Source organism: Actinophytocola sp. KF-1 (assembly GCF_054661535.1).
The window spans coordinates 102,088-125,292 of sequence record NZ_BAAFVK010000021.1; the positions used below are offsets into that span (position 1 = coordinate 102,088).

The 23,205-nt window shown below is 70.9% G+C and carries 23 protein-coding genes; 15 read left to right on the forward strand and 8 right to left on the reverse strand.

Features of this window, described 5'->3' with window-relative positions; translation table 11 throughout:
* Position 1 precedes the first annotated feature (1 nt).
* The 8 genes from ACYQ77_RS42365 to ACYQ77_RS42400 all read left to right on the forward strand — a co-directional run bounded on the left by ACYQ77_RS42365 (position 2) and on the right by ACYQ77_RS42400 (position 5,786).
* Positions 2-625 (forward strand): hypothetical protein, encoded by a 624-nt coding sequence (locus ACYQ77_RS42365; protein WP_459722865.1) that lies wholly within the window; start codon positions 2-4, stop codon positions 623-625.
* Positions 626-695: 70 nt separating this feature from the next.
* A complete protein-coding gene (locus ACYQ77_RS42370; RefSeq protein WP_459722868.1) occupies positions 696-1,709 on the forward strand; it encodes a C40 family peptidase in 1,014 nt (337 codons plus the stop codon).
* 18 nt (positions 1,710-1,727) lie between these two features.
* A complete protein-coding gene (locus tag ACYQ77_RS42375) occupies positions 1,728-2,201 on the forward strand; it encodes a hypothetical protein (protein WP_459722869.1) in 474 nt (157 codons plus the stop codon).
* A gap of 10 nt (positions 2,202-2,211) precedes the next feature.
* Entirely contained in the window at positions 2,212-2,406 is a 195-nt protein-coding gene (locus ACYQ77_RS42380; protein ID WP_459722870.1) for a hypothetical protein, read from the forward strand.
* A 154-nt stretch (positions 2,407-2,560) separates the two neighbouring features.
* Entirely contained in the window at positions 2,561-3,970 is a 1,410-nt protein-coding gene (locus ACYQ77_RS42385) for an RNB domain-containing ribonuclease (RefSeq protein ID WP_459722873.1), read from the forward strand.
* Between the two features lie 9 nt (positions 3,971-3,979).
* Complete coding sequence (gene npdG, locus ACYQ77_RS42390) at positions 3,980-4,633, forward strand: NADPH-dependent F420 reductase (protein WP_459722875.1); 654 nt, start codon at positions 3,980-3,982, stop codon at positions 4,631-4,633.
* Entirely contained in the window at positions 4,634-5,035 is a 402-nt protein-coding gene (locus tag ACYQ77_RS42395; protein WP_459722876.1) for a DUF4326 domain-containing protein, read from the forward strand.
* Positions 5,025-5,786: a helical backbone metal receptor gene (locus ACYQ77_RS42400; protein ID WP_459722930.1), complete on the forward strand. Its 762-nt coding sequence runs from the start codon at positions 5,025-5,027 to the stop codon at positions 5,784-5,786. Before ACYQ77_RS42395 ends, ACYQ77_RS42400 begins: the two co-directional genes overlap by 11 nt.
* Here the strand turns inward: ACYQ77_RS42400 and pip are convergent.
* Positions 5,755-6,693 carry a prolyl aminopeptidase gene (gene pip, locus ACYQ77_RS42405; RefSeq protein WP_459722878.1) on the reverse strand — a complete coding sequence of 313 codons (939 nt, stop codon included), beginning with the start codon at positions 6,691-6,693 and terminating at the stop codon, positions 5,755-5,757. The two genes, ACYQ77_RS42400 and pip, sit on opposite strands and share 32 nt — an antisense overlap.
* Before the next feature lie 23 nt (positions 6,694-6,716).
* Here pip and ACYQ77_RS42410 point away from each other — a divergent pair, with 23 nt between their 5' ends.
* Positions 6,717-7,649, forward strand: a complete 933-nt coding sequence (locus ACYQ77_RS42410) for a glutathione S-transferase family protein (RefSeq protein ID WP_459722880.1) — start codon at positions 6,717-6,719, stop codon at positions 7,647-7,649.
* On the opposite strand, the gene ACYQ77_RS42415 is transcribed toward ACYQ77_RS42410, so the two are convergent.
* Both ACYQ77_RS42415 and panB read right to left on the reverse strand, forming a co-directional pair.
* On the reverse strand, positions 7,650-8,273 hold the full coding sequence (locus ACYQ77_RS42415) for a dihydrofolate reductase family protein (RefSeq protein ID WP_459722882.1): 624 nt from the start codon (positions 8,271-8,273) through the stop codon (positions 7,650-7,652).
* A gap of 82 nt (positions 8,274-8,355) precedes the next feature.
* Positions 8,356-9,222: a 3-methyl-2-oxobutanoate hydroxymethyltransferase gene (gene panB, locus ACYQ77_RS42420; RefSeq protein WP_459722884.1), complete on the reverse strand. Its 867-nt coding sequence runs from the start codon at positions 9,220-9,222 to the stop codon at positions 8,356-8,358.
* Positions 9,223-9,403: 181 nt separating this feature from the next.
* On the opposite strand from panB, the gene ACYQ77_RS42425 reads away from it, so the two are divergent.
* Entirely contained in the window at positions 9,404-9,739 is a 336-nt protein-coding gene (locus tag ACYQ77_RS42425; RefSeq protein ID WP_459722886.1) for a hypothetical protein, read from the forward strand.
* On the forward strand, positions 9,736-10,158 hold the full coding sequence (locus tag ACYQ77_RS42430; protein WP_459722888.1) for a hypothetical protein: 423 nt from the start codon (positions 9,736-9,738) through the stop codon (positions 10,156-10,158). Before ACYQ77_RS42425 ends, ACYQ77_RS42430 begins: the two co-directional genes overlap by 4 nt.
* Positions 10,159-10,173: 15 nt before the next feature.
* On the opposite strand, the gene ACYQ77_RS42435 is transcribed toward ACYQ77_RS42430, so the two are convergent.
* Both ACYQ77_RS42435 and secA2 read right to left on the reverse strand, forming a co-directional pair.
* Entirely contained in the window at positions 10,174-11,892 is a 1,719-nt protein-coding gene (locus tag ACYQ77_RS42435; protein WP_459722891.1) for an NAD+ synthase, read from the reverse strand.
* A 39-nt stretch (positions 11,893-11,931) separates the two neighbouring features.
* Positions 11,932-14,283 carry an accessory Sec system translocase SecA2 gene (gene secA2 / locus ACYQ77_RS42440; RefSeq protein WP_459722933.1) on the reverse strand — a complete coding sequence of 784 codons (2,352 nt, stop codon included), beginning with the start codon at positions 14,281-14,283 and terminating at the stop codon, positions 11,932-11,934.
* Positions 14,284-14,403: 120 nt separating this feature from the next.
* Here secA2 and ACYQ77_RS42445 point away from each other — a divergent pair, with 120 nt between their 5' ends.
* Positions 14,404-15,999, forward strand: a complete 1,596-nt coding sequence (locus ACYQ77_RS42445; RefSeq protein WP_459722893.1) for an alpha/beta hydrolase — start codon at positions 14,404-14,406, stop codon at positions 15,997-15,999.
* Positions 15,996-16,721 carry an SDR family oxidoreductase gene (locus ACYQ77_RS42450; protein WP_459722934.1) on the forward strand — a complete coding sequence of 242 codons (726 nt, stop codon included), beginning with the start codon at positions 15,996-15,998 and terminating at the stop codon, positions 16,719-16,721. Before ACYQ77_RS42445 ends, ACYQ77_RS42450 begins: the two co-directional genes overlap by 4 nt.
* Before the next feature lie 90 nt (positions 16,722-16,811).
* On the opposite strand, the gene ACYQ77_RS42455 is transcribed toward ACYQ77_RS42450, so the two are convergent.
* From ACYQ77_RS42455 to ACYQ77_RS42465, 3 genes are read right to left on the reverse strand one after another with little or no spacing between them, the layout of a single operon-like run.
* Complete coding sequence (locus tag ACYQ77_RS42455) at positions 16,812-18,326, reverse strand: MFS transporter (protein ID WP_459722895.1); 1,515 nt, start codon at positions 18,324-18,326, stop codon at positions 16,812-16,814.
* A complete protein-coding gene (locus ACYQ77_RS42460) occupies positions 18,323-19,012 on the reverse strand; it encodes an LppX_LprAFG lipoprotein (RefSeq protein WP_459722897.1) in 690 nt (229 codons plus the stop codon). The genes ACYQ77_RS42455 and ACYQ77_RS42460 overlap by 4 nt, the downstream gene beginning before the upstream one ends.
* Before the next feature lie 34 nt (positions 19,013-19,046).
* The gene (locus ACYQ77_RS42465) at positions 19,047-20,003 is read right to left on the reverse strand and encodes a GlxA family transcriptional regulator (RefSeq protein WP_459722899.1); all 957 of its coding nucleotides are present in this window, start codon (positions 20,001-20,003) and stop codon (positions 19,047-19,049) included.
* Between the two features lie 100 nt (positions 20,004-20,103).
* On the opposite strand from ACYQ77_RS42465, the gene ACYQ77_RS42470 reads away from it, so the two are divergent.
* Together ACYQ77_RS42470 and glnA are read left to right on the forward strand one after the other, a co-directional pair.
* Positions 20,104-21,369 (forward strand): MFS transporter, encoded by a 1,266-nt coding sequence (locus ACYQ77_RS42470; RefSeq protein WP_459722902.1) that lies wholly within the window; start codon positions 20,104-20,106, stop codon positions 21,367-21,369.
* A gap of 23 nt (positions 21,370-21,392) precedes the next feature.
* Entirely contained in the window at positions 21,393-22,736 is a 1,344-nt protein-coding gene (gene glnA / locus ACYQ77_RS42475) for a type I glutamate--ammonia ligase (RefSeq protein WP_459722904.1), read from the forward strand.
* Positions 22,737-23,205 lie beyond the last annotated feature (469 nt).

The following is a 23,205-nucleotide window of genomic DNA, read 5'->3' on the forward strand; positions in this document are numbered from 1 at the left end:
CATGCCGATCCGCACCAACCGCGGGCGCGCCGCGGTCTACCGACGCCTGTGGGGCTGGCCCATGCGCTCGCCCCGGCACCTCGCCATGGTGGTGTTCGTGGTCGCGGTGCTGGTCATCGCGATCGGGATCATCGTCCCGCAGCTGACCGGCGGCGACCGGCCCGGCGGTCCGGCGGCGGCCGCGTCGTCGGACAACGAGGGCTCGACCACCGCACCCAGCACGCCCGGCACCACGAACACGCCGGGCGTGACCGGATCGGCGAGCGACCTGCCGACCCGGATCACCTCGGTGCCGTCCGCGCCGACGTCCGCGCCCGCGGACCCGGCCGCGCTGGACGTCGCCGACTCGTGGGGCCGCGCCTGGGTGAACCACCCGGAGGGCGTCAGCAACGAGGACTGGCTGGCCGACCTGCGGCCGTTCACGACCGAGGAGCAGCTCACGGAGATGGCCACGGTGGAGCCGGGCAACATCGGTGCCACGAAGGTGACGGGCGAGCCGAAGGCCGTCGAGTCCTTCACGAGCTCGGTCAAGGTCGAACTGCCGACCGACGACGGCGACCTGCTCATCACGGTGATCGACACCCCCGACGGCTGGCGGGTGGCTTTCTACGAGCAGGTGAGCTGATCATGAGCGGAGCTTGCGGAGCGAAGCATCGAACACCGCGGCGCCACGGAGCCTGCGAGGTGGCGCCGCGATGAAGAGCGCGATTGTCGTCGGAGGGCTGGTGGTCGTCGTGACGGTCGCCGTCGCCGGGGTCAGTGCGGTCACCCAGGTGGTGTCGCAGGACCAGGCGGCGGACCAGGCACGCGCCATGAACGTGTCCCTGACCTGCAACGCGAGCCTCGGGCCGATCACGTCGGGCCCGCCGGGCAGCGGCGCGGCGGCCGCGGCGAAGCTGACCGAGGAGCAGCGCGGCACGGTCGCGAAGATCATCGAGATCGGCAAGCAGCGCAAGCTGCCGCCGCTGGCGTGGCAGATCGCGATCCAGGCCGGCATGACCGAGTCGGGGCTGCGCAGCCTCAATTACGGCGACCGCGACTCGCTCGGCATCTTCCAGATGCGCCCGTCGATGGGCTGGGGCACGCCCGCGCAGGTCACCGACCCGGTGTACGCGATCAACAAGTTCTACGACGTCCTGGAGAAGGTCCCGGGCTGGAAGACGCAGCGGCCGGGCGAGTCCGCGCAGGACGTGGAGCGGTCGGCGTTCCCGGACCGGTACCACAACTGGGAGCCGATGGCGGCCCACCTGATCGGCAACGTCGGCCTCGTGCCGGACCCGACGGGCTGCGGTCAGGGTACGGGCCTGCTGGTGCCCGCCCCGACGAAGCAGGCGGGCGAGGCGATCCAGTGGGCGCTCAAGCAGCAGGGCAAGCCGTACCAGTGGGGCGCGGCGACCACGCACCAGAACTCGTTCGACTGCTCCAGCCTGATGTTGCAGGCGTACCGCTCGGTCGGCATCACTCTCCCGAGGGTTTCTCGCCAGCAGTACCGGGCGGGCGCGATGCTGCCCGTGGAGCAGGCGCTGCCCGGTGACCTGCTGTTCTGGGGCTACGACACCAGCGATCCGAACACCATCCACCACGTTGCGATGTACATCGGGGACGGCAAGATCGTGGAGGCGCAGCAGACCGGCGTGCCCGTGCACATCCGTCCGGTCCGCTGGGGCGAGCCGGAGCTGATGGGCCAGGCCGTGCGGCCGGGCGTATGACCGAGGGGCGCGATGACCATGTACACGCCAGAACCGATCCCGCCGCACATGGGCAGGCCGGCGTCGAGCACCCCGGTGCGCGACTACCTGGCCGCCCCGCACCCCGGCACTCCCGCCAACTACGTGGTCATGCCGAAGTCGCTGGTCGAGGCCATGCCGCTGCCGTGGCAGCACGCGATGGTGCAGATCCTGGCCGAGTTCCACCAGGCGTTCGGGCACCTCGACTGGCCGGAGTACCGGGTGGTCCCGTCCCGGCGGGAGAAGCTGGTGAACCTCGACGAGGACCAGCTGGCCGAGGCCGGGTACCTCGTCGAGATCGACGTGGACGGTGAGCTGGTCTACCGCGAGCGCAGCGGCAGGCGCATCGACAACCCGGAGGACACCGAGGTGCTGGTGTCCGTGCTGGACCCGATCCCCGGCGACTACCGCAACGCCAACGAGGACACGCCCCCGCGGGGTTTCCCCGCGCCGCAGATGGGTCCCTGGTCGTAGGCTCTTTTTCATGGCCGACAACAACCCGGACCCGGGCTGGTACTTCTGCACGAAGCACAACCGGGTCGAGCACGGCGAGGTGTGCCCGGCGATCGACCGGCTGGGCCCGTACCCGGACCGCGAGACCGCCGAACACGCGCTGGAGATCGCGAAGCAGCGCACGGAAGCCTGGGACAAGTCCGAACGGGACTGGAACGATGACTAGTCCGCCTCCCCGGACTTAAAAGTGTTGGTCCAGCCCCAGCGACACCGGCGGACCGCAGGCGTTAGTGGTTGCGTGCCGTCACGTTCCCCTGAGGTCACCGCTGATCAGGCCAGGACTCCGCACAAAGATCCGAGGGGCGCCAACTCCCGGTAGGGTGCCGCTCGTGGTAATCCGTGCGAACAACGACCGGATCGGGTTCGGCAACGTCCGGGAGGAGTTCGCGCTGTCGCCGGACTTCCCCCCGGCCGTGCTGGCGGAGGCGGCACAGGCGGCGAACAAGGCCCACGACGGGCACAAGGACGCCACCGACCTGCCGCTCGTCACCATCGACCCGCCCGGTGCGAAGGACCTCGACCAGGCGATGGCGGTGGAGCGGCGCGGCAGCGGGTTCCGCGTCCACTACGCCATCGCGGACCTGGGTTCGTTCGTCACCCCGGGTGGCGCACTGGACCAGGAGGTCCGCCGCCGCGGCCAGACGATCTACCTGCCGGACGGCACCATCCCGCTGCACCCGCCGGTGCTGAGCGAGGGGGTCGCGAGCCTCCTGCCGGGACAGGTCACCCCGGCCGCGCTGTGGACGCTGGACTGCGACGCCGACGGCGAGCTCGAAGCGGCCCACGTGCACCGCGCGCTGGTCCGGTCCCAGGCCCGTTTCGACTACGACACGGTCGACGCCGAGCTGAAGAACGGCACCGCCCACCCGTCGCTGGCCGTGCTGCCGGACATCGGCAGGCTCCGGCGGGAGCGCGCGGTGGAACGCGGCGCGGTCGAGCTGCAGCTGCCGGACCAGGAGGTCGAGCCCGACGGCGACGGCTGGCGGCTCACGCTGCGGCCCCGCGTCGACGTCGACGCGTGGAACGCCGAGATCTCCCTGCTCACGGGCATGGCGGCGGCGAAGCTCATGCTCGACGCCGGGATCGGCATCCTCCGCACGCTGCCCGACCCGGAGAACGGCGCCGTGAAGTGGCTGCGCCGCTCCGCCCGTTCGCTGGGCATCACGTGGCCGAAGAACATGGACGCCGCCGAGCTGCTCGCCGGCCTCGACCCGGCACGCCCGGAGGCGCTGGCGTTGTTCATGGACGCCACCCGCCTGCTGCGCGGCGCCGGCTACACGGTCTTCGACGGCGACCACCCCGAGCCGGCCACGCACGCGGGCATCGCCGCCCCGTACGCGCACGTCACCGCGCCGCTGCGGCGGCTGGTCGACCGCTTCGGCACGGAGATCTGCCTCGCGCTCGCCGCCGGTGAGGAGGTGGCGGACTGGGTGCGGGAGGCGCTGCCCGCGCTGCCGGACGTGATGGCCGGGTCGGACGCGCTCGCGAACAAGGTCGACAAGGCGTGCCTCGACCAGGTGGAGGCGTGGGTGCTCGGCAACCGCGTCGGCCAGGAGTTCGACGCGATCGTGCTGCGGTCCGAGGGCAACAGCTCCGAGGTGTTCCTCCCCGATCCGCCGGTGATCGCCAAGTGTGTGAATGCCGACCTTCCGGAAGGTGAAACGATCCGGGTGCGTTTGACTCAGGCGGACGCGGAGGCGCGCAAGGTCGTCTTCGAGCGGGCTTCTTAAGGAGTGGCTGTGACCGACGTGACAGGCCTGACCGTGGGGGTGCTCGGTGGCACCGGGCCGCAGGGCAAGGGCCTCGCGCTGCGCTGGGCGAAGGCGGGCATCAAGGTCATCATCGGGTCGCGCAGCGCCGAACGTGCCGAGGCGGCCGCGGCCGAGCTGGGCGACGGCGTGACCGGTGCCGACAACGCGACCACGGCCGCCGCGGCGGACGTCGTGCTGGTCGCGGTGCCGTGGGACGGCCACGGTGACCTGCTGGCAGCGCTGGCCGACCAGCTGCGCGGCAAGATCGTGATCGACTGCGTGAACCCGCTCGGCTTCGACAAGCAGGGCCCGTTCGCGCTCCCCGTCGAGGAGGGCAGCGCGGCGCAGCAGGCCGAGAAGCTGCTGCCCGAGTCGCGGGTGACGGCCGCGTTCCACCACGTGTCGGCCGTGCACCTGGCGGACCTGTCGATCGCCGAGATGGACACCGACGTGCTGGTCCTCGGCGACGACCGTGAAGCCACCGACCTGGTCCGCGCCCTGGCGGACGTCATCCCCGGCATGCGTGGCGTGTACGGCGGCCGCTTGCGCAACGCGCACCAGGTGGAGGCGTTCACCGCGAACCTGATCGCGATCAACCGGCGCTACAAGGCGCACGCCGGGATCCGCGTCACGGACGTCTAGATGCACGCGCTGCCACCGGGAGCCGAGAAGTGGACCGCGGCCGAGCGGGAGCTCGCGCTCGCGGTCCTCTCCGGTGACACGGTGGTGGTGAACGTCCGCAAGTCCGGCCCCCACAAGCACGTGGTCCCGTGGCTGGTCGGGGAAGGCCTGCTCACGTACGTCGGCCACGCGGGCAACCGGCACAGCTGGCCGGAGTCGCCGTTCGCGAACCCGTTCGTCGGGCTGCGTGACAGCGACCGGGGGACCATGGTGTCGCGGTACCGCGAGTGGCTGCACGAGCACCCGTCCCTGCTGCGCCGGATCCCGGCGGAGCTGGCGGGCAGGGCACTGGGCTGCTGGTGCGCACCCGCGGCGTGCCACGCGGACGTGCTCGCGGAGGAGGCCCAGCGTGCTGGTCGATGACCTGGGGGAGCCGGTCCCACTGGCGTCCCCGCCGAAGCGGGTGGTCAGCCTGGTCCCGTCGCTGACGGACGCGATCGAGGCGACCGCTCCCGGCCTGGTGGCGGGTGCGACGGACTACTGCACGCACCCGGAGTCACTCGACGTCCCCCGCGTGGGTGGTTCGAAGTACCCGAACGTGGATGACGTCCTGGACCTGCGCCCGGACCTGGTGGTGGCGAACGCGGAGGAGAACCGCCCCGAGGACGTGGCGCGCATCCGCGCGGACGGCGTCCCGGTGTGGGTGACGGCCGCGGCGGCGACCGTGCCGGAAGGCCTCGGATCGGTGCGCAGGCTGCTCACGCAGGGCCTGGACCTGGCGGAACCGGAGTGGCTGGTCGCCGCGGAGGAGGCGTGGCGCACCCCGGAACCGGTGTGGGCGCGGGCCGTGATCCCGGTGTGGCGGCGCCCGTGGATCGTGGTCGGCCGCGACACCTTCGCCGGGGACGTGCTGTTGCGGCTCGGGGTGGCGAACGTGTACGCCGACCACGCCGACCGCTACCCGCGCCCGTCCATCGAGGAGCTGAACGCCGCGGGCGCCGACCTGGTGGTCCTCCCGGACGAGCCGTACGAGTTCACCGCCGACGACGGCCCGGAGGCGTTCCCCGGCCTGCCGTACGCGCTGGTCGACGGCCGCCACCTCACGTGGTGCGGCCCGTCACTGGCCGAGGCGCACGAGGCTCTCAGGTCCGGAATTCGTCGGTCGCGTCGATGAGCGCGTCGAGGACACCCAGGTCCGTGACGGCGTGCCCGGCTCTCGGCACGATCGTCAGCGTCGAGTCCGGCCACGCGCGGTGCAGCTCCCACGCGGTGACCGGCGGGCACACCACGTCGTAGCGGCCCTGCACGATCCGGCCCGGGATGCCCGCGAGCTTGCCGGCGTCCCGCAGCAACTGGTCGTCGGCGAACCAGCCGCCGTTGACGAAGTAGTGCAGCGCGAGCTTGGTGAACGCGATCGCGAACCGCGGTTCCGCGTACGAGGCGGCGAGGCCCGGGTTGGGGGTGAGCGACACGATCGCGCCCTCCCAGTTGCTCCACGCGGCGACCGCCTCCGCGGCACGGGCGGGGTCGTCGAGCAGTTCCCGGTAGCCCTCGAGCACGTCACCGTCGGGCACCAGGGCCGCGAACTTCTCCCACGCCTCCGGGAACAGCGCGCCCGCGCCGCCGCGGTAGAGCCAGTCCAGCTCGGACCGCCGCAGCATGAACACCCCGCGCAGCACCATCTCGGTCACCCGATCGGGGTGAGTTTGGGCGTAGGCGAGCGCGAGCGTGGCGCCCCAGGAGCCGCCGAACAGCTGCCACCGCTCGATGCCGAGGTGCTCGCGGAGCTTCTCCATGTCGGCGACCAGGTGCCACGTCGTGTTGTGCTCGTCGGGGGCCGCGGTGGCGACGTGCGGGGTGCTGCGGCCGCAACCGCGCTGGTCGAACAGCACGATCCGGTACGCGGCCGGGTCGAACAGCCTGCGCTGCAGCGGGGAGGTGCCGCCGCCGGGACCGCCGTGCAGGAACACGACCGGTTTGCCGTCGGGGTTGCCGCTGACCTCCCAGTACACCTGGTGCCCGTCGCCGACGTCGAGCATGCCCTGCTCGAGAGCGGGCAGCGGCGGGTAGAAGAAGCGCATGCGCGAAGCCTAGGGTCGAGGGCATGGCGACGGTGCAGTTCGGTGCGGAAACCTCGAAGCGCGGCGAGTTCGTGCGGCAGAAGAACCGGTTCACGGACCGGATCACGGCCGACGGGTCGTCGGGGTGGCGGGCCGAGCCCGGCCGGTACCGGCTCGTCGTGAGCCTGGCGTGCCCGTGGGCGCACCGGGCGCTGATCGTGCGCGGCCTGCTCGGCCTCGAGGACGCCATCTCGCTCGCGGTGGTCGACCCGGTCCGCGACGAACGCGGCTGGCGGTTCACGCTCGACGAGGACGGCCGCGACCCGGTGCTGGGCATCGAGTACCTGTCCGAGGCGTACCTGAAGACCGATCCCGGCTTCGACGGCCGCTTCACGGTGCCCTCGATCGTGGACGTCGAGTCCGGCAAGGTCGTCACCAACGACTACCCGCAGATCACGCTGGACTTCTCGACGCAGTGGCGCGAGTTCCACCGGCCCGGCGCGCCGGACCTGTACCCGGAGCACCTGCGCGCGGAGATCGACGAGGTCATCGAGCCGATCTTCCGCAACGTCAACAACGGCGTGTACCGGTGCGGGTTCGCGGGCAGCCAGGAGGCGTACGAGGAGGCCTACGACGCCCTGTTCGCCGAGCTGGACCGGCTGTCGGCGCGCCTGGAGAACCAGCGGTACCTGGTCGGCGACCAGCTCACCGAGGCCGACATCCGCCTGTTCACGACGCTGGTCCGGTTCGACGCCGTCTACCACGGGCACTTCAAGTGCAACCGGAACAAGCTGACCGAGATGCCGGTGCTGTGGGCGTACGCGCGCGACCTGTACCAGACGCCCGGGTTCGGCGAGACGGTCGACTTCGACCACATCAAGCGGCACTACTACTACACGCACGACGCGATCAACCCGACCAGGATCGTGCCGAAGGGCCCGGTCACCGACTGGACCGAGCCCCACGGCCGCGGCTGATCACAAGGCGAACGACCCGTACTCCGGCGTGCCCGTCGGCCGGTACACGGCCGCGATGACCCCGCCGTCGACGGTCCGCGCCGACACCAGCTTCAGCCCGCTGGGCACGGCGCCGTCGCCGAACAGCCGCTTGCCGGTGCCCAGCACGACCGGGAACACGGTCAGCCGGTACTCGTCGACGAGCCCGTGCCGGATCAGCGTCTGCGCCAGGTCGAGGCTGCCGATCACCTGGATCTCGCCCAGGTCCCTCGCCTTCAGCTCGGTCACGGCCGCGACCACGTCGCCGCCGAGCACGGTCGTGTTGGCCCAGGTCGGCGCGGTCAGCGTGCGGGACGCCACGTACTTCGGCGTGTCGTTGAGGATCTTCGCGATCTCGTGGTCGCGGTGGTCGGGCCCGACGTGCGGCCAGTGCGCGGCGAAGATCTCGTAGGTCTTGCGGCCCAGCAGCAGCGCGCCCGGGTTCGCGTGCCAGGGCCCGACGATCTCCTCGGCGAGCTGTTCGGTGAAGTGCGGGACCTGCCAGCCGCCGTGCTCGAACCCCGAGTCGCGGTCCTCGTCCGGCGCGCCGGGGGCCTGCGCGACGCCGTCGAGGGTCAGGAACATGTTGATGGCGAGAGTGCTCATGCCCACGCGTCGGACGGGCGCGCCCCGGATCGACACGGGAACGCCCGCGACTTTCGCGAAGTCGCGGGCGTCCCGGGTTCGCTCAGTGGAACACGTGCTCCGGTGCCGGGAACTCGCGTCCCCGCACCTCGGCCGCGAACTGCTCGACCGCGCCCTTCATGACCCCGGCCACGTCGGCGTACCGCTTCACGAACCGCGGCGCCTTGCCCCGGCGCAGGCCCATCATGTCCTGCCAGACCAGCACCTGCGCGTCGCAGTCGGGCCCGGCGCCGATGCCGATCGTCGGGATCGCCAGCTCGTGGGTGATCCGCTTGGCGGCCTCGGCGGGCACCATCTCCATCACGACGGAGAAGGCACCGGCCTCCTGCAGGGCGATGGCGTCCTCGAGCAGGTCGTCGGCCGCGTCTCCGCGGCCCTGCACCCGGTAGCCGCCGAGGTTGTGCTCGCTCTGCGGGGTGAACCCGATGTGGCCCATGACCGGCACACCCGCCGTGGTGATGGCCTTGACGTGCGGCGCGAACGCCCGCCCGCCCTCGAGCTTCACCGCGTGCGCGCGGCCCTCCTTCATCATCCGGACGGACGTCGCCAACGCCTGTTCCGGTGACAGCTGGTAGGAGCCGAAGGGCAGATCCGCCACGACCAGCGCCCGCTTGACCGACCGGGTCACCGCACGTACGAGTGGAATCATCTCGTCGACGGTCACCGGCAGTGAGGACTCATAGCCGTAGACGTTGTTCGATGCGGAGTCGCCGACCAGCAGGACCGGGATCCCGGCCTCGTCGAACAGCTCGGCGGTGTACATGTCGTACGCGGTGAGCATCGGCCACGGCTCGCCGCGGTCCTTCAGCTCCTTGAGGTGGTGGATGCGAACGCGCTTCGCCGGCTTGGCCGGCGCGCTCGGGCCCGTGCCGTACGGCGCGGCCACCTCAGGGTTCGATGCTGACGTCATTGTCGACCGTCCTTCCCTCGAAGCCCACGTGCTGCGGGTCCCCGGGTATTCGTGGATGGCTTACGAAACCAGCGTGACACCTGGCGGCCGGTCGCACACCGGCGTGCGATGAGCTTCACACCGTGGTGCGAGCGCTCCGTTGCCGCACCACTGCATCGACCGCCCGCACTAGGCTTTTTCCGTGGTCGACGTGCCTGTGGAGAGTCGTCTTGTGCGGGTGGAGTGGGTGAACACGCCCGACAAGTACCGGGGGCCGAAGTCCTTCTCCGACCTGGAGAGGGCCCGTGCCTACGACTCGACCGGGGTGATCAGCGCCGAGGTGGAGGTCGAGACCCCCGACGGGCGGCACACGTCACTGTCGGGTGGGGTGCCCTCCGCCGACAGCATCTGGCGGCGGTCCGCCAACCAGGACGCCGGGGTCCTGCCCGAGGCCGGGGCACGCGTGACCGCCGTCGAGGCTGGTGAGCTGGTGTTCACCAACCCCGACGGCGGGCGCTGGGTGCTGATCGGCGCATGAGGTACACGACGTTCTCGCTGTACTGGGAGCGGTGGGGCGGCTATCCGGGCCGCGACCACCCGTTCGGGGCCCCCTCCCTGACGCGGGTGCTGGCGACGTCGTCTGCCTCCGCGGTGACGTTGGTGGAGGAGCGGCCGTCGGGCACCGGCGTGGTGACCGTGGCCCGCACGTCGCCGCTGGCGATGTCCGCCGTGGCGCCCTTGCCCGGGCTGATCGCGGCGGCGCTCGCCACCTCGCCGCTGATTTCCGAGCCCGGGGGCGGGGACTACCAGGTGGTCGACGACCTCACCGGGTTCAGCGACGGGCCGTTCCACCTGACGTTGGCCTACACGGTGCCGTCGTCGGCGGTGTGGTCACCGGCGGCGAGACGGCTGATGGACGCGCTGAACGCGATCCGGTCGGTGGCCGACCTCAGCTGACCACCGGGGCGCTGACTACTTGCCCTCGCGCCACGCGTTGGTCATCGGCAGCCGCCGGTCGCGGCCGAAGGCCTTGAACGTGATCTTCGTGCCCGGTGGGTACTGGCGGCGCTTGTACTCGGCCCTGTCGACCATGCGGAGCACCTTGTCGATCAGCTCGGGTGCGAAGCCGGCCGCGATCAGGTCCGCGTAGCCGCGGTCGCCCTCGATGTAGTCGTCCAGGACGCGGTCCAGCAGCTCGTAGTCGGGCAGCGAGTCCGTGTCCATCTGCCCGGGGCGCAGCTCCGCCGACGGGGGCTTCGTGATCGAGTTCTCCGGGATCGGCGGGGTCTCGCCGCGGGCCTCGGCGAAGGTGTTCCGCCAGCGCGCCAGCTCCCACACCAGCGTCTTCGGCACGTCCTTGATGGGGGCGAAGCCGCCGACCGCGTCGCCGTAGATGGTGGAGTAGCCGACGGCCAGTTCCGTCTTGTTGCCGGTCGCGAGCACGAGGTGGCCGTGCTGGTTGGACAGCGCCATGAGCGTCACGCCCCGGCACCGGGCCTGCACGTTCTCCTCGGCCAGGTCCGTCAGCCCCAGCTGCTCGACGAACACCTCGACCATGTTCGCGATCGGCTGCTCCTGGTAGTGGCAGCCGGTGCGTTCGGCCAGGTCAGCGGCGTCGGACTTGGAGTGGTCCGACGAGTACACCGACGGCATCGACACGCCGTACACGTTCTCGGCACCCAGCGCGTCCACGGCCAGCGACGCGGTGACCGCCGAGTCGATGCCGCCGGACAGGCCCAGGACGACCGAGCTGAAGCCGTTCTTGCGGACGTAGTCGCGCAGGCCGAGCGTCAGCGCGCGCCACATCTCCTCCAGCTCCGACAGCGGCTCGAACGCGTCGGGCAGCGGCCGGCCCTCGTACGGCGCGAGGGGAGCGTCCGTGAGCGTCACCCTCCGCACCGCGAAGCCCTCGATGTCACCGGCGCGGGTGGGCGCACCACCCGGCAGGTCGAGGTCGATCACGGTCAGGTGCTCGACGAACTGCGGCAACCGGGTCAGGAGTTCACCCGATTCGGACACCACCATCGAGTCGCCGTCGAACACGAGGTCGTCCTGGCCGCCGACCATGTTCACGTACACCAGGGGAGCGCCCGCCTCGGCCGCCCGCCGGGCCACCAAAGGCTCGCGCTGGTCGTCCTTGTGCCGCTCGTACGGGGACGCGTTCGGCGACACCACCAGGTCGACGCCCGCCGCGCCGAGCGCGGAGATCGGGCCGCCCTCCTGCCAGATGTCCTCGCAGATGACCATGCCGATCTCGAGCCCGTGCAGCCGGACGATGTCGAGGCTGTCGCCGGAGAAGAACAGCCGCCGCTCGTCGAACACCCCGTAGTTGGGCAGGTGGTGCTTGAACTGGGTGGCGACGACCCGGCCCTCGTACAGCACGGCGACCGCGTCGCGTGCGCCGATGGCGTCCCGGTCCAGGTAGCTGACCACGGCGGCCACGGACCCGAGCCCGTCGGCGTCCAGGCGCGCGGCCAGCTCGGTCAGCGCCTCCTTCGACGCCGCCGCGAACGACTCCCGCAGCGCCAGGTCCTCGACCGGGTAGCCGGTCAGCACCATCTCCGGGAACACGACCAGGTGCGCGCCCTCCGCCGCCGCACGGGCGGTCCACGACGCGATCAGCGACGCGTTCCCGTCCAGGTCGCCGACCGTGGCGTTGACCTGCGCGAGCGCGATGCGAAGTTGTGGCATGTCGTCATCCTCGCATGTTTTCGCCCATGAGGCGAAAAGTCACCGGCGTGACCCGCCTCGCACCTTCTTGATCATCGCGCGGACCCGCTGCAGCGCCTGCTCCGCGTCGGTGTCGAACGGGTTGTCGTGGACCATGTACGTCCAGGTCGACGACGGCCTGCGCAGCCCGCCCTCGGCCAGGTCCACGCCGTCGGGGCCGATCTCGATCTCCTTGAACGTCTCCGCCGCCCGCTCCGACACCTCGTCGGGGATCTTGCGGAACTCGGGGATCGCGGTCCGGTGGAACTCGTCGATCGGCGTCTCCTTGGCGAGCGCGCGCAGGTGGATGGTCTCCCGCACGTCCGCCACGAACGCCAGGTGCTCGGTCCACCGCTGGTCGAGGTGGTACAGCATGATCTGCCGTGCCGCTTCCTCGAGCACCTTCTCGTCCAGCTCGTCGGACAGCTCCTCCCACCGCTCCGGGCACAGCGCGGCCAGCTCGGTCGCGGCGAGATCGGTGGTCAGCAGCTCGTCGCGGTGCTCGAGCAGCGCCTTGCGCTGGTGCTCGATGAGCCGGGTGTACCGCCACGTGTTGCGGTGGATCTCCAGCTGGACGCCCTCGGCGACCTTCTGCGCGTGGTCGATGAACCGCTTGGTCGTGGGGTCCTTGAGGCGGCCCTCGTCCTCGTCGTCGTCCGGTTCCGCGCCCGCGGTCGCGTCCGGCGCGTACTGCACCACCTGGTCGTCGGCCAGGCTCGCGAACATGATCGACCCGCCGGGGTCGCCCTGCCGGCCTGCCCGGCCGCGCAGCTGGTCGTCCAGGCGGCTCGACGGGTAGCGGCCGGTGCCGATCACCAGCAGACCACCCAGCTCGGCGACCTTGTCGTGCTCCTCGGCGCTGCCGTCCTTCGTGCCGCCGAGGCGGATGTCGGTGCCGCGGCCCGCCATCTGCGTGGACACGGTGACCGCGTCGTACGCGCCCGCCTCGGCCACGATCGCGGCCTCCTGCGCGTCGTTCTTCGCGTTCAGCACCACGCACGGCACGTCGGCCTCGTCGAGCAGCTTCGCGAGCCGCTCCGACTCGGCCACGTCCCGGGTGCCGATGAGGATCGGACGGCCGGTCTTGTGCACGGCCGCGATCTCGCGGACGATCGCCGCTTCCTTGTTCTCGATCGTGTCGTAGAGCCGGTCGTCCTGGTCCTCCCGGACGCACGGGGTGTTCGGCGGGATGACCGCGACCCGCAGCTCGTAGAACTCGCGCAGCTGCTCGGCGACGGCGACCGCGGTGCCGGTCATGCCGCACACCGTCGTGTACCGGCCGATCAGGCCCTGCACGGAGATCGAGTCGAGCACCTCGCCGCTCTCGGTGGGCCGCAGCCGCTCCTTCGCCTCGACCGCGGCCTGCAGCCCGTCGGGCCAGCGCTGGCGCAGCGCGATCCGGCCGCGGGAGGAGTTGATCAGGTGCACCTTGCCGTCGCGGACGATGTAGTCGACGTCCCGCTCCAGCAGCGCGTGGGCGTGCAGCGCGGCGTTCACGGCGGCGAGCCGGTCGCTGTGCTCACCGGAGTACAGGTCGACGCCGCCCAGGGCCTTCTCGACGACCTTGGCGCCGCGGCCGGTGAGCCACGCGTTGCGGCCGTCCTCGTCCTTCTCGTAGTGCGCGCCCGGCTTGAGCGTGCGCACGATCTTCGCGACCTCCGGGTCGGACTGGCCCTCGTCGGACGAACCGGCCAGCACCAGCGGCACCTTGGCCTCGTCGATCAGCACCGAGTCGGCCTCGTCGACGATCACGACCTCGGGCTCGCGGCCGACCATGTCGTCCACGGAGGTGACCAGCCGGTCCCGCAGCACGTCGAACCCGATCTCGCTGACCGACCCGTACGTCACGTCCGCCGCGTACGCCGCCCGCCGCTCCTCCTGCGAGGACGTCTGGGTCACCCACCCGACGGACACGCCGAGCAGCTCGTACACCGGGCCCATCCACTCGGCGTCGCGCCGCGCGAGGTAGTCGTTGACCGACATGACGTGCACGGCCTTGCCCTGCAGCGCGTACCCGGCCGCCGCGATCGCGCCGGCGAGCGTCTTGCCCTCACCGGTCGCCATCTGCACGACGTGCCCGGCGAGCAGCTGCATCGCGCCGAGCAGCTGCACGTCGTACGGCCGCTCGTCGAGCGCCCGCTTGGCCGCCTCGCGCCCGAGCGCGCACAGCTCGACCAGCTCTTTCTCGTCGAACCCCGGTTCGTCGCCCGCCCGCCGCAGCTTCGCCGCCGCCGCGGTCAGCTCCTCGTCGGAGAGCTCGCCGACCTTCTTCTCCCGCCATTCGATCGAGGTCAGCAGCCCCTCGTACCGAGAGATGTCGACGGTGGCCGGCCGGTCCAGGAACCGGCTGAAGCCGGCCTTCACGCGCCGCATGAACGCCGCCACCGACGCTCACCTCCTCGCTCGCTTCTCGCAGTGCCCACCTGCACGGTAACGGTGTACCCCGGGTCGGGAGTTCCGACCGGGAACATCGTGAATGGCAGGATCACCGACATGCCAACCCGCCGGCACGCCATCGTGACAGCTTCCATCCTGCTCGCCTCGGTCGCGGGGGCGTGCACGACCTCGGTAGAAGGGCAACCGGCGCCGCGGCTCCCGTTCTCCGAACAGAACGGCCCGGCGGGCGCGGTGCCGGCGGGGCTGGACCGGTTCTACGGCCAGACGCTGACCTGGGAGAGCTGCGGCGACTACGCCAAGACCGACTACGACGCCCAGGTGCTCCGCGGCGACGGCCTGCAGTGCACGCACCTCGAGGTGCCGCTCGACTACGCCAAACCGGACGGCGACACCATCAAGCTGGGAGTGCTGCGCAAGCCGGCACGTGACCGCGACCAGCGGATCGGGTCGCTGGTCATCAACCCGGGCGGCCCCGGCGTGGCCGGCCTGTCGACCGCGGCGTCGATGGCGGACGCGAACGACACCCTCGCCGACCGCTTCGACTTCGTCGGCTTCGACCCGCGTGGCGTCGGCTCCAGCGAACCGACCGTCGAGTGCCTCACCGACGAGGAGATGGACGCCGAACGCGCCGAGGACGACGAGCTGGACGTGTCACCCGAAGGGGTGGCGAAGCAGGACGCCGAGGCCAAGGAGTACGCGCGGAAGTGCGCGGCCAACACCGAGCACGGCACCGCCATGCTCGCCAACCTCGGCACCCGCGACGTCGCGAAGGACCTCGACGTGCTCCGCGCGGCCCTCGGCGACGAGAAACTCACCTACCTCGGCTACTCGTACGGCACCCGCATCGGCAGCACGTACGCGGAGGCGTTCCCCGGCAACGTGCGGGCGATGATCCTCGACGGTGCGCTCGACCCGTCGAAGTCGCCGGTCGAGGAGGTGGTGGCGCAGGGCGCGGGCTTCCAGCAGGCGTTCGACGACTTCGTCGCGTGGTGCGTCGAGGAGGACGACTGCGCGCTCGGCCGCGACAAGAACCAGGCGCTGGCGCGGTTCCACGACCTGGTCCGCCCGCTCGGCGAGAACCCGGCGCAGGTGAACGACGGTCGCAGGCTCTCCTACGAGGACGCCACGACGGGGGTCGTGCAGGCCCTGTACTCCGAGCAGCTGTGGGAGAACCTGAACTCCGGCCTCAACGGGCTGAAGCAGAACGACGGCGACGGGCTCATGCAGCTGGCCGACATCTACCTCGAACGCGACCCGGACGGGACGTACTCGACCACGCAGGACGTGTTCACCGCGGTCCGGTGCGTCGACGACCCGCGCATCACCGACCCGGACGTGGCGCTCGAGGTGAACCGCGAGTACAAGGAGGCCGCGCCCTTCCTCGACGACGGCAACCCGCCCGCGGCGGTGCTCGACTCGTGCGCGTACTGGCCGGTGCCCAACACCAGCGAACCGCACGTGCCGAACGTGCCGAACCTGCCGAAGGTGCTGGTCATCTCGACGACGGGGGACCCGGCGACGCCGTACGACGCGGGCGTGGCGCTGGCGAAGGGCCTGCGCGGTGTCCTCCTCACCTACGAGGCGACCCAGCACACCGTGTTCCTGCAGGGCAACGAGTGCGTCGACAGCGCGGGCGCGGCGTACCTGACCGACTTGACGCTCCCGAAGGAAGGCACGCGGTGCACACCCTGAGGCAGAACATCCTGATCACCGGGGCCAGCGCGGGCATCGGCGCCGAGCTGGCCCGCCAGTTCGCGTCGAACGGCCGGTCACTGGCGCTGTGCGCCCGCCGCCTGCCCGCGCTGGAGGAGCTGCGGGCCGAGCTGCCCGGCCGGGTGCTGGTCAAGGAACTGGACGTGACCGACGCGGACGCGGTGTTCCGGGTGTTCGGCGAGTTCGCCGACGAGCTGGGCAGGCTCGACCGGGTGATCGTCAACGCCGGCATCGGCAAGGGCACGCCCATCGGCACCGGCGGGCACCGCCCGAACCGCGAGACCGTCGAGACCAACGTCCTGGGTGCGCTCGCGCAGTGCGAGGCCGCGATGGAGATCTTCCGCAGGCAGAACGCCGGGCACCTGGTCGTCGTGTCGTCCATGGCCGCGCTGCGCGGCCTGCCGGGCGCGATCACCACGTACGCGGCCACGAAGGCGGCGGTGTCGTCGCTGGCCGAGGGCATCCGCGTCGAGGTGGCGGGCACGCCCATCAGGGTGACGACGATCCTGCCGGGCTACATCCGGTCGGAGATGAACCCCGAGCCGGGCAGGCTGATCGCGGACACCGTGCCCGCGGTCCGCGCGATGGTGGCCGCGATCGAACGCGAGCCGAAGCGGGCGTACGTGCCGTCGTGGCCGTGGCGTGCGCTCGCGCCGGTCCTGCGCCACCTGCCCGCGGGGGCGCTGAAGAAGGCGACCTGACCGCCGGGAGTTGTCCACAGCCCGGCCGCGACGCCCCGAAAAATGTCGGTCCCCGCCCGTACGCTGGAAACCGGGGGCCGGCGGCCGCCCTCAGGCGGCGGCTTCGGCGCGCCGCCCGCCGATCAGCAGCGCCAGCGCGGCACCCACCACGCACACCACCGCGGTGATCGCGAACGTCTCGCTGTACTGCGTCAGCAGCGCGTCGTTCACGGCCGCCCGGTACACCGCCATCTCCTGCTCGAACTGCGCTTCGGACTTCCCGAACGGCAGCGGCGTGTCCAGCGTGGCGGTCAGCGAGTGGAACCGGTGCAGCCCGAGCGCGGCCAGCGCCGCGACCCCGACCAGCATTCCCGTCATCCGCGCCACGACCACCCCCGCGGCCGCCACCCCGTGCTGCACCGCCGGCACGACCCGCAACGCGGCTGCGGAGAGTGGCGCGATCACCAACCCGAGCCCGAATCCGGTGATCACCAGATCGGTGTCGAGCCGTGGCAGGTACAGAAAACCCAGGTCATGCGGCGCCGACAGCACGTCCAACGGCCACGTCGACACCAGCCAGAACCCGGCCGCCGCCACCAGCAACCCCGCGCACGCGGGCAGCCGGTCCCCGAACCGCCCCGCCAGCCAGCCGCCCACCAGCGCGCCGACCGGCAGCGCCACCAGGAACCGCACCAGCAGCAGCACGCTGCCGTTGTCGTCCTCGCCGAGCAGCGTCTGCCCGAACAGGTCCACGTTGACCAGCGTCACCATCAACGCCGCACCCGCGGCCAGGCTCGCGCCCAGCGCCGCGAGGAACGGCCCGAGCCGCACCCCGGACGTGTCGATCAGCCGTGTCCGCGCCCGCAGCTCCCAGCCGAGGAACGCCACGAACACCACCGCGGCCGCGACCAGCAGCGGCACGCCCCACGACGGCAGCACCCGCTTCTGCGGGTCCGGGTTGTACAGCCCGACGACCAGCAACCCGAGCACGACCGCCAGCAGCGCCGCCCCCACGACGTCCACCTTCGGGCGGTCACCCGTCCGGTCCCGCTTCGGCACCGTGAACTGCACGGCCACCATCGCCGCGACGGCCAGCGGCACGTTCACCCAGAACACCCCGCGCCAGCCGAGGAGTGCCGCGAGCGCGATCCCGTACACCGGACCCAGCACGCTGCCCAGCTCCTGCGCCGCGCCGACCGCACCCAGCACCGCCGACCGGCGGTGCGCTGCCCACAGGTCCGCGGCCAGCGCCATCGTCACCGGCAACAGCGCGCCACTGGCCACGCCCTGGATCACCCGTCCGGTGACGAGCACCGTCATGTCCCCGGCGACCGCGGTCACCACCGAACCGGCGATGAACCCCAGCAGGCACAGCTGCAGCAGCAGCTTGCGCCCGAACCGGTCCGACGCCTGCGCCAGCAACGGCATCGCCGCCACGTACCCCAGCAGGTAACCGGTCACGACCGGGGTCACCCGCTCGAGCCGGTTCAGCGGGATCTGCATGTCGTCGATGATCTGGCGCAGCACGCTGACCACGACGTACGTGTCGAGCGCACCCAGCAGGACCGCGAGCCCGCCCGCGCCGATCGCGACGGCGCGACCACGCGCCTGCACCTCGGTCGTCACTGCGGCGCCGTGATCTCGACCTGCTTGTTGACGTCGGACAGGGTCACGTCGACGGTGCCCTCCGGCACCTTCACGCTCGCCTTCACGGGCTGGTGCCCGTCGTCCTGCCGCAGCCAGAACGTGATGTCGACGTCCGAGTTGATGCCCGGCACGAGCGACGACACGACGTCCTTGGTGACCTTGCCCGTCACCTTGTAGGTGGACACCCCGTCGACGTCCTCGGTGCCCTCCGTGCGCGCGTCCTTGACGTTCTTCAGCACGTTCGCGATGCCCTTGTCCGGGTCGAGGATCGCCGCCGGGTCGTACACGCTGCGCACCATCGACGCCGGCAGCTTGTTGAACCCGCCCGTCGCGCCCTTGATGTAGACGGAGTCGTCGACCAGCACGAACTCGCCCTCGAACAGGCTGCCCATGAAGTCCATGGACACCGTGCCCTTCGCCGCGCCACCCGCGCCGCCCTCCCGGGTCAGGTCGCCCTCGGCGCTCTTCACCGGCAGACCGGAGATCTCCCCGTTCACCGTGAGCGTGAAGTGCGCGCTCGTGATCTCCGCCGTCGACGCCGCCGCGTCGCTCAGCAGCCCAGCGGCGTCGGGCAGGTCCCCGTTGTCCGCGGGTTCGTCGGAGGAACAGGCCGTGGCGACCGCCGCGGTGAACGCGAGCGTGACGAGCAGGATCCGGCGCATCATGCGGGAATCCTAGGGCGGCGACGCTGAGAGACGTTCAGCCCGCCCGGAACGTTTTCCGGTACGCCAGCGGCGAGACACCCAGCGACGCCCGCATGTGCTGCCGCAGCGACGCGCCGGTGCCGAGCCCGGCCTGCTCGGCGACCGCGTCGACGGACAGGTCGGTCGTCTCCAGCAGGTGCCGCGCGTGCTCGACCCGCTGCCTGGTCAGCCACGTGCCCGGTGACATGCCGGTCTCCGCGCGGAACCGCCGCGAGAACGTGCGCACGCTCATCCGGGCGTGCGCCGCGAGCGCGGCCAGGTCGAGCGGTTCGCGCAGCCTGGTCAGCGCCCACGCCCTGGTCGGGGCCGTGCCGTCGGTGCCCGTTTCGGGGACGTGCCGGTCGATGTACTGCGACTGCCCGCCCTCCCGCCACGGCGGCACCACGCAGTACCGCGCCGCCCGGTTCGCCACCTCGGTGCCGTGGTCGCGGCGGATGACGTGCAGGCACAGGTCCACGCCCGCGCCGAGGCCCGCCGAGGTGAGCACGTCGCCGTCGTCGACGAACAGCACGTTCTCGTTGAGTGCCACTTTCGGGTAGAGCTCCCGGAACTCGTCCGCGTACGCCCAGTGCGTGGTCGCGGGCCTGCCGTCGAGGATCCCGGCCGCGCCGAGCACGAACGCGCCGGTGCAGATCGACATGATCCGCGCGTGCGACGGCACCCTGGCCAGGGCTTCCCCGATCTCGGGTGGGAGGACGCCGTGCAGGCGCGGGCCCGCGACCCGTGTGCCGGGCACGATCACCGTGTCCGCCTCGGCCAGTATCGAAGCGTCGTGGTCGGGCACCATCGTGTAGCCCGAAGCCACCCGGACCGGTGACCGGTCGAGCCCGCAGATGCGCACCCGGTACAGGCGTTCCCCGTCCCGGCCGGTGGCCTCGGCGAAGATCTGCGGCGGGATCGCCATGTCGTAGCCGATCACCGTGTCGAGGGCCAGGACGACCACGTTGTGCATGGCCAGATTCTTTCAGATATTGGCGATCCGGCCACTCGTCGGCGCCGGGAAGTTCCCGCAGGCTGTCGACGTGACTCACGTCGAGCCGCGGACGCGGCCTGTGCGAACCCGGATCCACTGGGCGTGGCTGGTCGCCGTCGCCGCGTTCGTGACCCTGATCGGCGCAGCGGGCTTCCGCGCGGTCCCCAGCGTGCTCATCGACCCCCTCCACGAGGAATTCGGCTGGTCACACGCCACCATCTCGTCCGCGGTGTCCATCAACCTCGTCCTCTTCGGCGTCATCTCGCCGTTCGCCGCCGCGCTCATGGACCGCCTCGGCATGCGCCGCGTCGTCGCGGGCGCCCTCGTCCTGGTGGCCGCCGGCAGCGGCCTCACGGTCTTCATGACCGCGAGCTGGCAGCTGCTCCTGTGCTGGGGCGTACTGGTCGGCGTCGGCACCGGCGCCATGTCCATGGCCTTCGTCGCGACCGTCACCGGCCGCTGGTTCGTCAAGCACCGCGGCCTGGTCAGCGGCATCCTCACCGCCGCGGGCGCCACCGGCCAGCTGGTGTTCCTCCCGCTCGTCGCCGCGCTCGCCACCGCACACGGCTGGCGCACCCCGGCCCTCGTCGTCGCGGCCGCCGCGCTCGCCGTCGTCCCCCTGGTCATCGGCCTGCTCCGCGACTACCCGAAGGACGTCGGCACGACCGCCTACGGGGCGACCCCCGAAGATGTCACTCAAGCCGGTCCCGTCACCGGCAGCAGCGCCGCCCGCGCCGTCCGCGCGCTCACCGACGCGGCCCGCACCAAGACCTTCTGGCTCCTCGCAGGCGGGTTCGCCATCTGCGGCGCCTCCACGAACGGCCTGGTCGGCACCCACTTCGTCACCGCGGCCCACGACCACGGCATGCCGCACACCACCGCCGCGTCCCTGCTCGCGCTCATCGGCATCTTCGACGTGGCGGGCACCATCTTCTCCGGCTGGCTCACCGATCGGGTGGATCCGCGACTACTCCTCGGCGCCTACTACACGCTGCGCGGCCTGTCGCTGATGATCCTGCCGTCCCTCTTCGCACCCGAGACAGAACCGTCGATGTGGGTGTTCATCCTGTTCTACGGCCTCGACTGGATCGCCACCGTGCCACCCACCGTCGCGCTGTGCCGGAACCGTTTCGGCACGTCAGGGCCCGTCGTCTTCGGCTGGGTCTTCGCCTCCCACCAGATCGGCGCCGCGCTCGCGGCCGTCGGCGCGGGCGCGATCCGCGACACACAGGGCAGCTACGACACGGCGTGGTACTTCGCCGGTGGCCTGTGCGTCGTCGCCGCGCTCCTGTCGCTCGCCATCCGCCCGATCCGTGATGCGTCCAGGGCCGAAACACGCAGTTAACACGATCTACCTAGGCTGCCGACATGGATCGTCAGCAAGAGTTCGTCCTGCGCACCCTCGAGGAGCGGGACATCCGCTTCGTGCGGCTGTGGTTCACCGACGTGCTCGGCTTCCTGAAGTCGGTCGCGGTGGCCCCCGCCGAGCTGGAGGGCGCGTTCTCCGACGGCATCGGCTTCGACGGCTCGGCGATCGAGGGCTTCGCCCGTGTCTACGAGTCCGACATGGTCGCGCGCCCCGACCCGGCGACGTTCCAGGTGCTGCCGTGGGAGGACCCCGAGGGGCACCACTACGCGGCGCGCATGTTCTGCGACATCTCCATGCCCGACGGGTCACCTTCCTGGGCGGACCCACGTCACGTGCTGCGACGGACCCTCGCCAAGGCGAGCGAGTCCGGCTTCACCTGCTACGTGCACCCGGAGATCGAGTTCTTCCTGCTCAGCGAGGTCCCGACGGACGGCCGCGAACCCGTGCCCGCGGACAACGGCGGCTACTTCGACCAGGCGAGCCACGAGACCGCTACCCACTTCCGGCGTCACGCGATCGAGACGCTCGAGGCGATGGGCATATCAGTCGAGTTCTCGCACCACGAAGGGGCCCCCGGCCAGCAGGAGATCGACCTGCGGTACGCGGACGCGCTGACCATGGCCGACAACGTGATGACCTTCCGGTACGTGGTCAAGGAAGTGGCCATCACGCAGGGCGTCCGCGCGTCGTTCATGCCGAAGCCCTTCACCGACCAGCCCGGGTCGGGCATGCACACGCACGTGAGCCTGTTCGAGGGCGACCAGAACGCCTTCTACGACAGCGAGGACCCCTACGAGCTCTCGAAGACGGGCAAGGCGTTCGTCGCCGGCCTGCTCAAGCACGCGCGGGAGATCTCCGCGGTCACCAACCAGTGGGTGAACTCCTACAAGCGCCTGATCGTCGGCGGGGAGGCGCCCACCGCGGTCTGCTGGGGCCACGCGAACAGGTCCGCCCTGGTCAGGGTGCCCATGTACTCGCCAGGCAAGGCGTCGTCGCGGCGGGTGGAGATCCGCAGCCTCGACTCCGCGTGCAACCCGTACCTCGCGTACGCGGTGATCCTCGCGGCCGGGCTGAAGGGCGTCGAGGAGGGCTACGAGCTGCCACCGGAGGCCGAGGACGACGTGTGGTCGCTGACCGACGCCGAGCGCCGGGCCGCCGGTTACGGCAACCTCCCGCAGAACCTGGGGGAGGCGCTCGCCGAGATGGAGGGGTCCGAACTCCTGGCCGAGACCCTCGGCGAACACGTCTTTGATTTTTTTCTTCGGAACAAGCGCAACGAGTGGGACGCGTACCGCCGGTCGGTCACCCCCTATGAGCTGCGGACTTTGCTTCCGCTCCTCTGAGCGCAAGCCGCTGACCAGGCGATTTGACTTGTGCACGTGCGGCCGGATAACTTTCTTCTCGTCGCACGGCGCGGCGGACCGGACAGGAACTAGCAAGCCTGACCCCCCTCCGACGCGAATCCCCGGCCTCTGATACAGTTCAGTGGCTGGATGCGAACGGGCCAAGCGGACTTGACACCGCGGATCGGACCGGATAGCATGTAGCGGCACTGCTAGAGCGGTAAGCCTCCCAAGCGGGACTGTCTAAGGTCCCCCAAGTAGGGATTGGCGCTCTGGCACCCCAAACGCAGTAAACCAACTGACGTCTGTCAGACTGTGTCGCGGACAGCGGCCCGGAATGGCTGAACGTGTGTTGTTTGAGAACTCAACAGTGTGCCGATTCAAAATGCTAGTGAGCTTGTGCCTGGCCTCTTTTGATAGAGCTAGGTATTTATTGCTGGGATTTGTTTCTCTTCACATAAAGCATTGT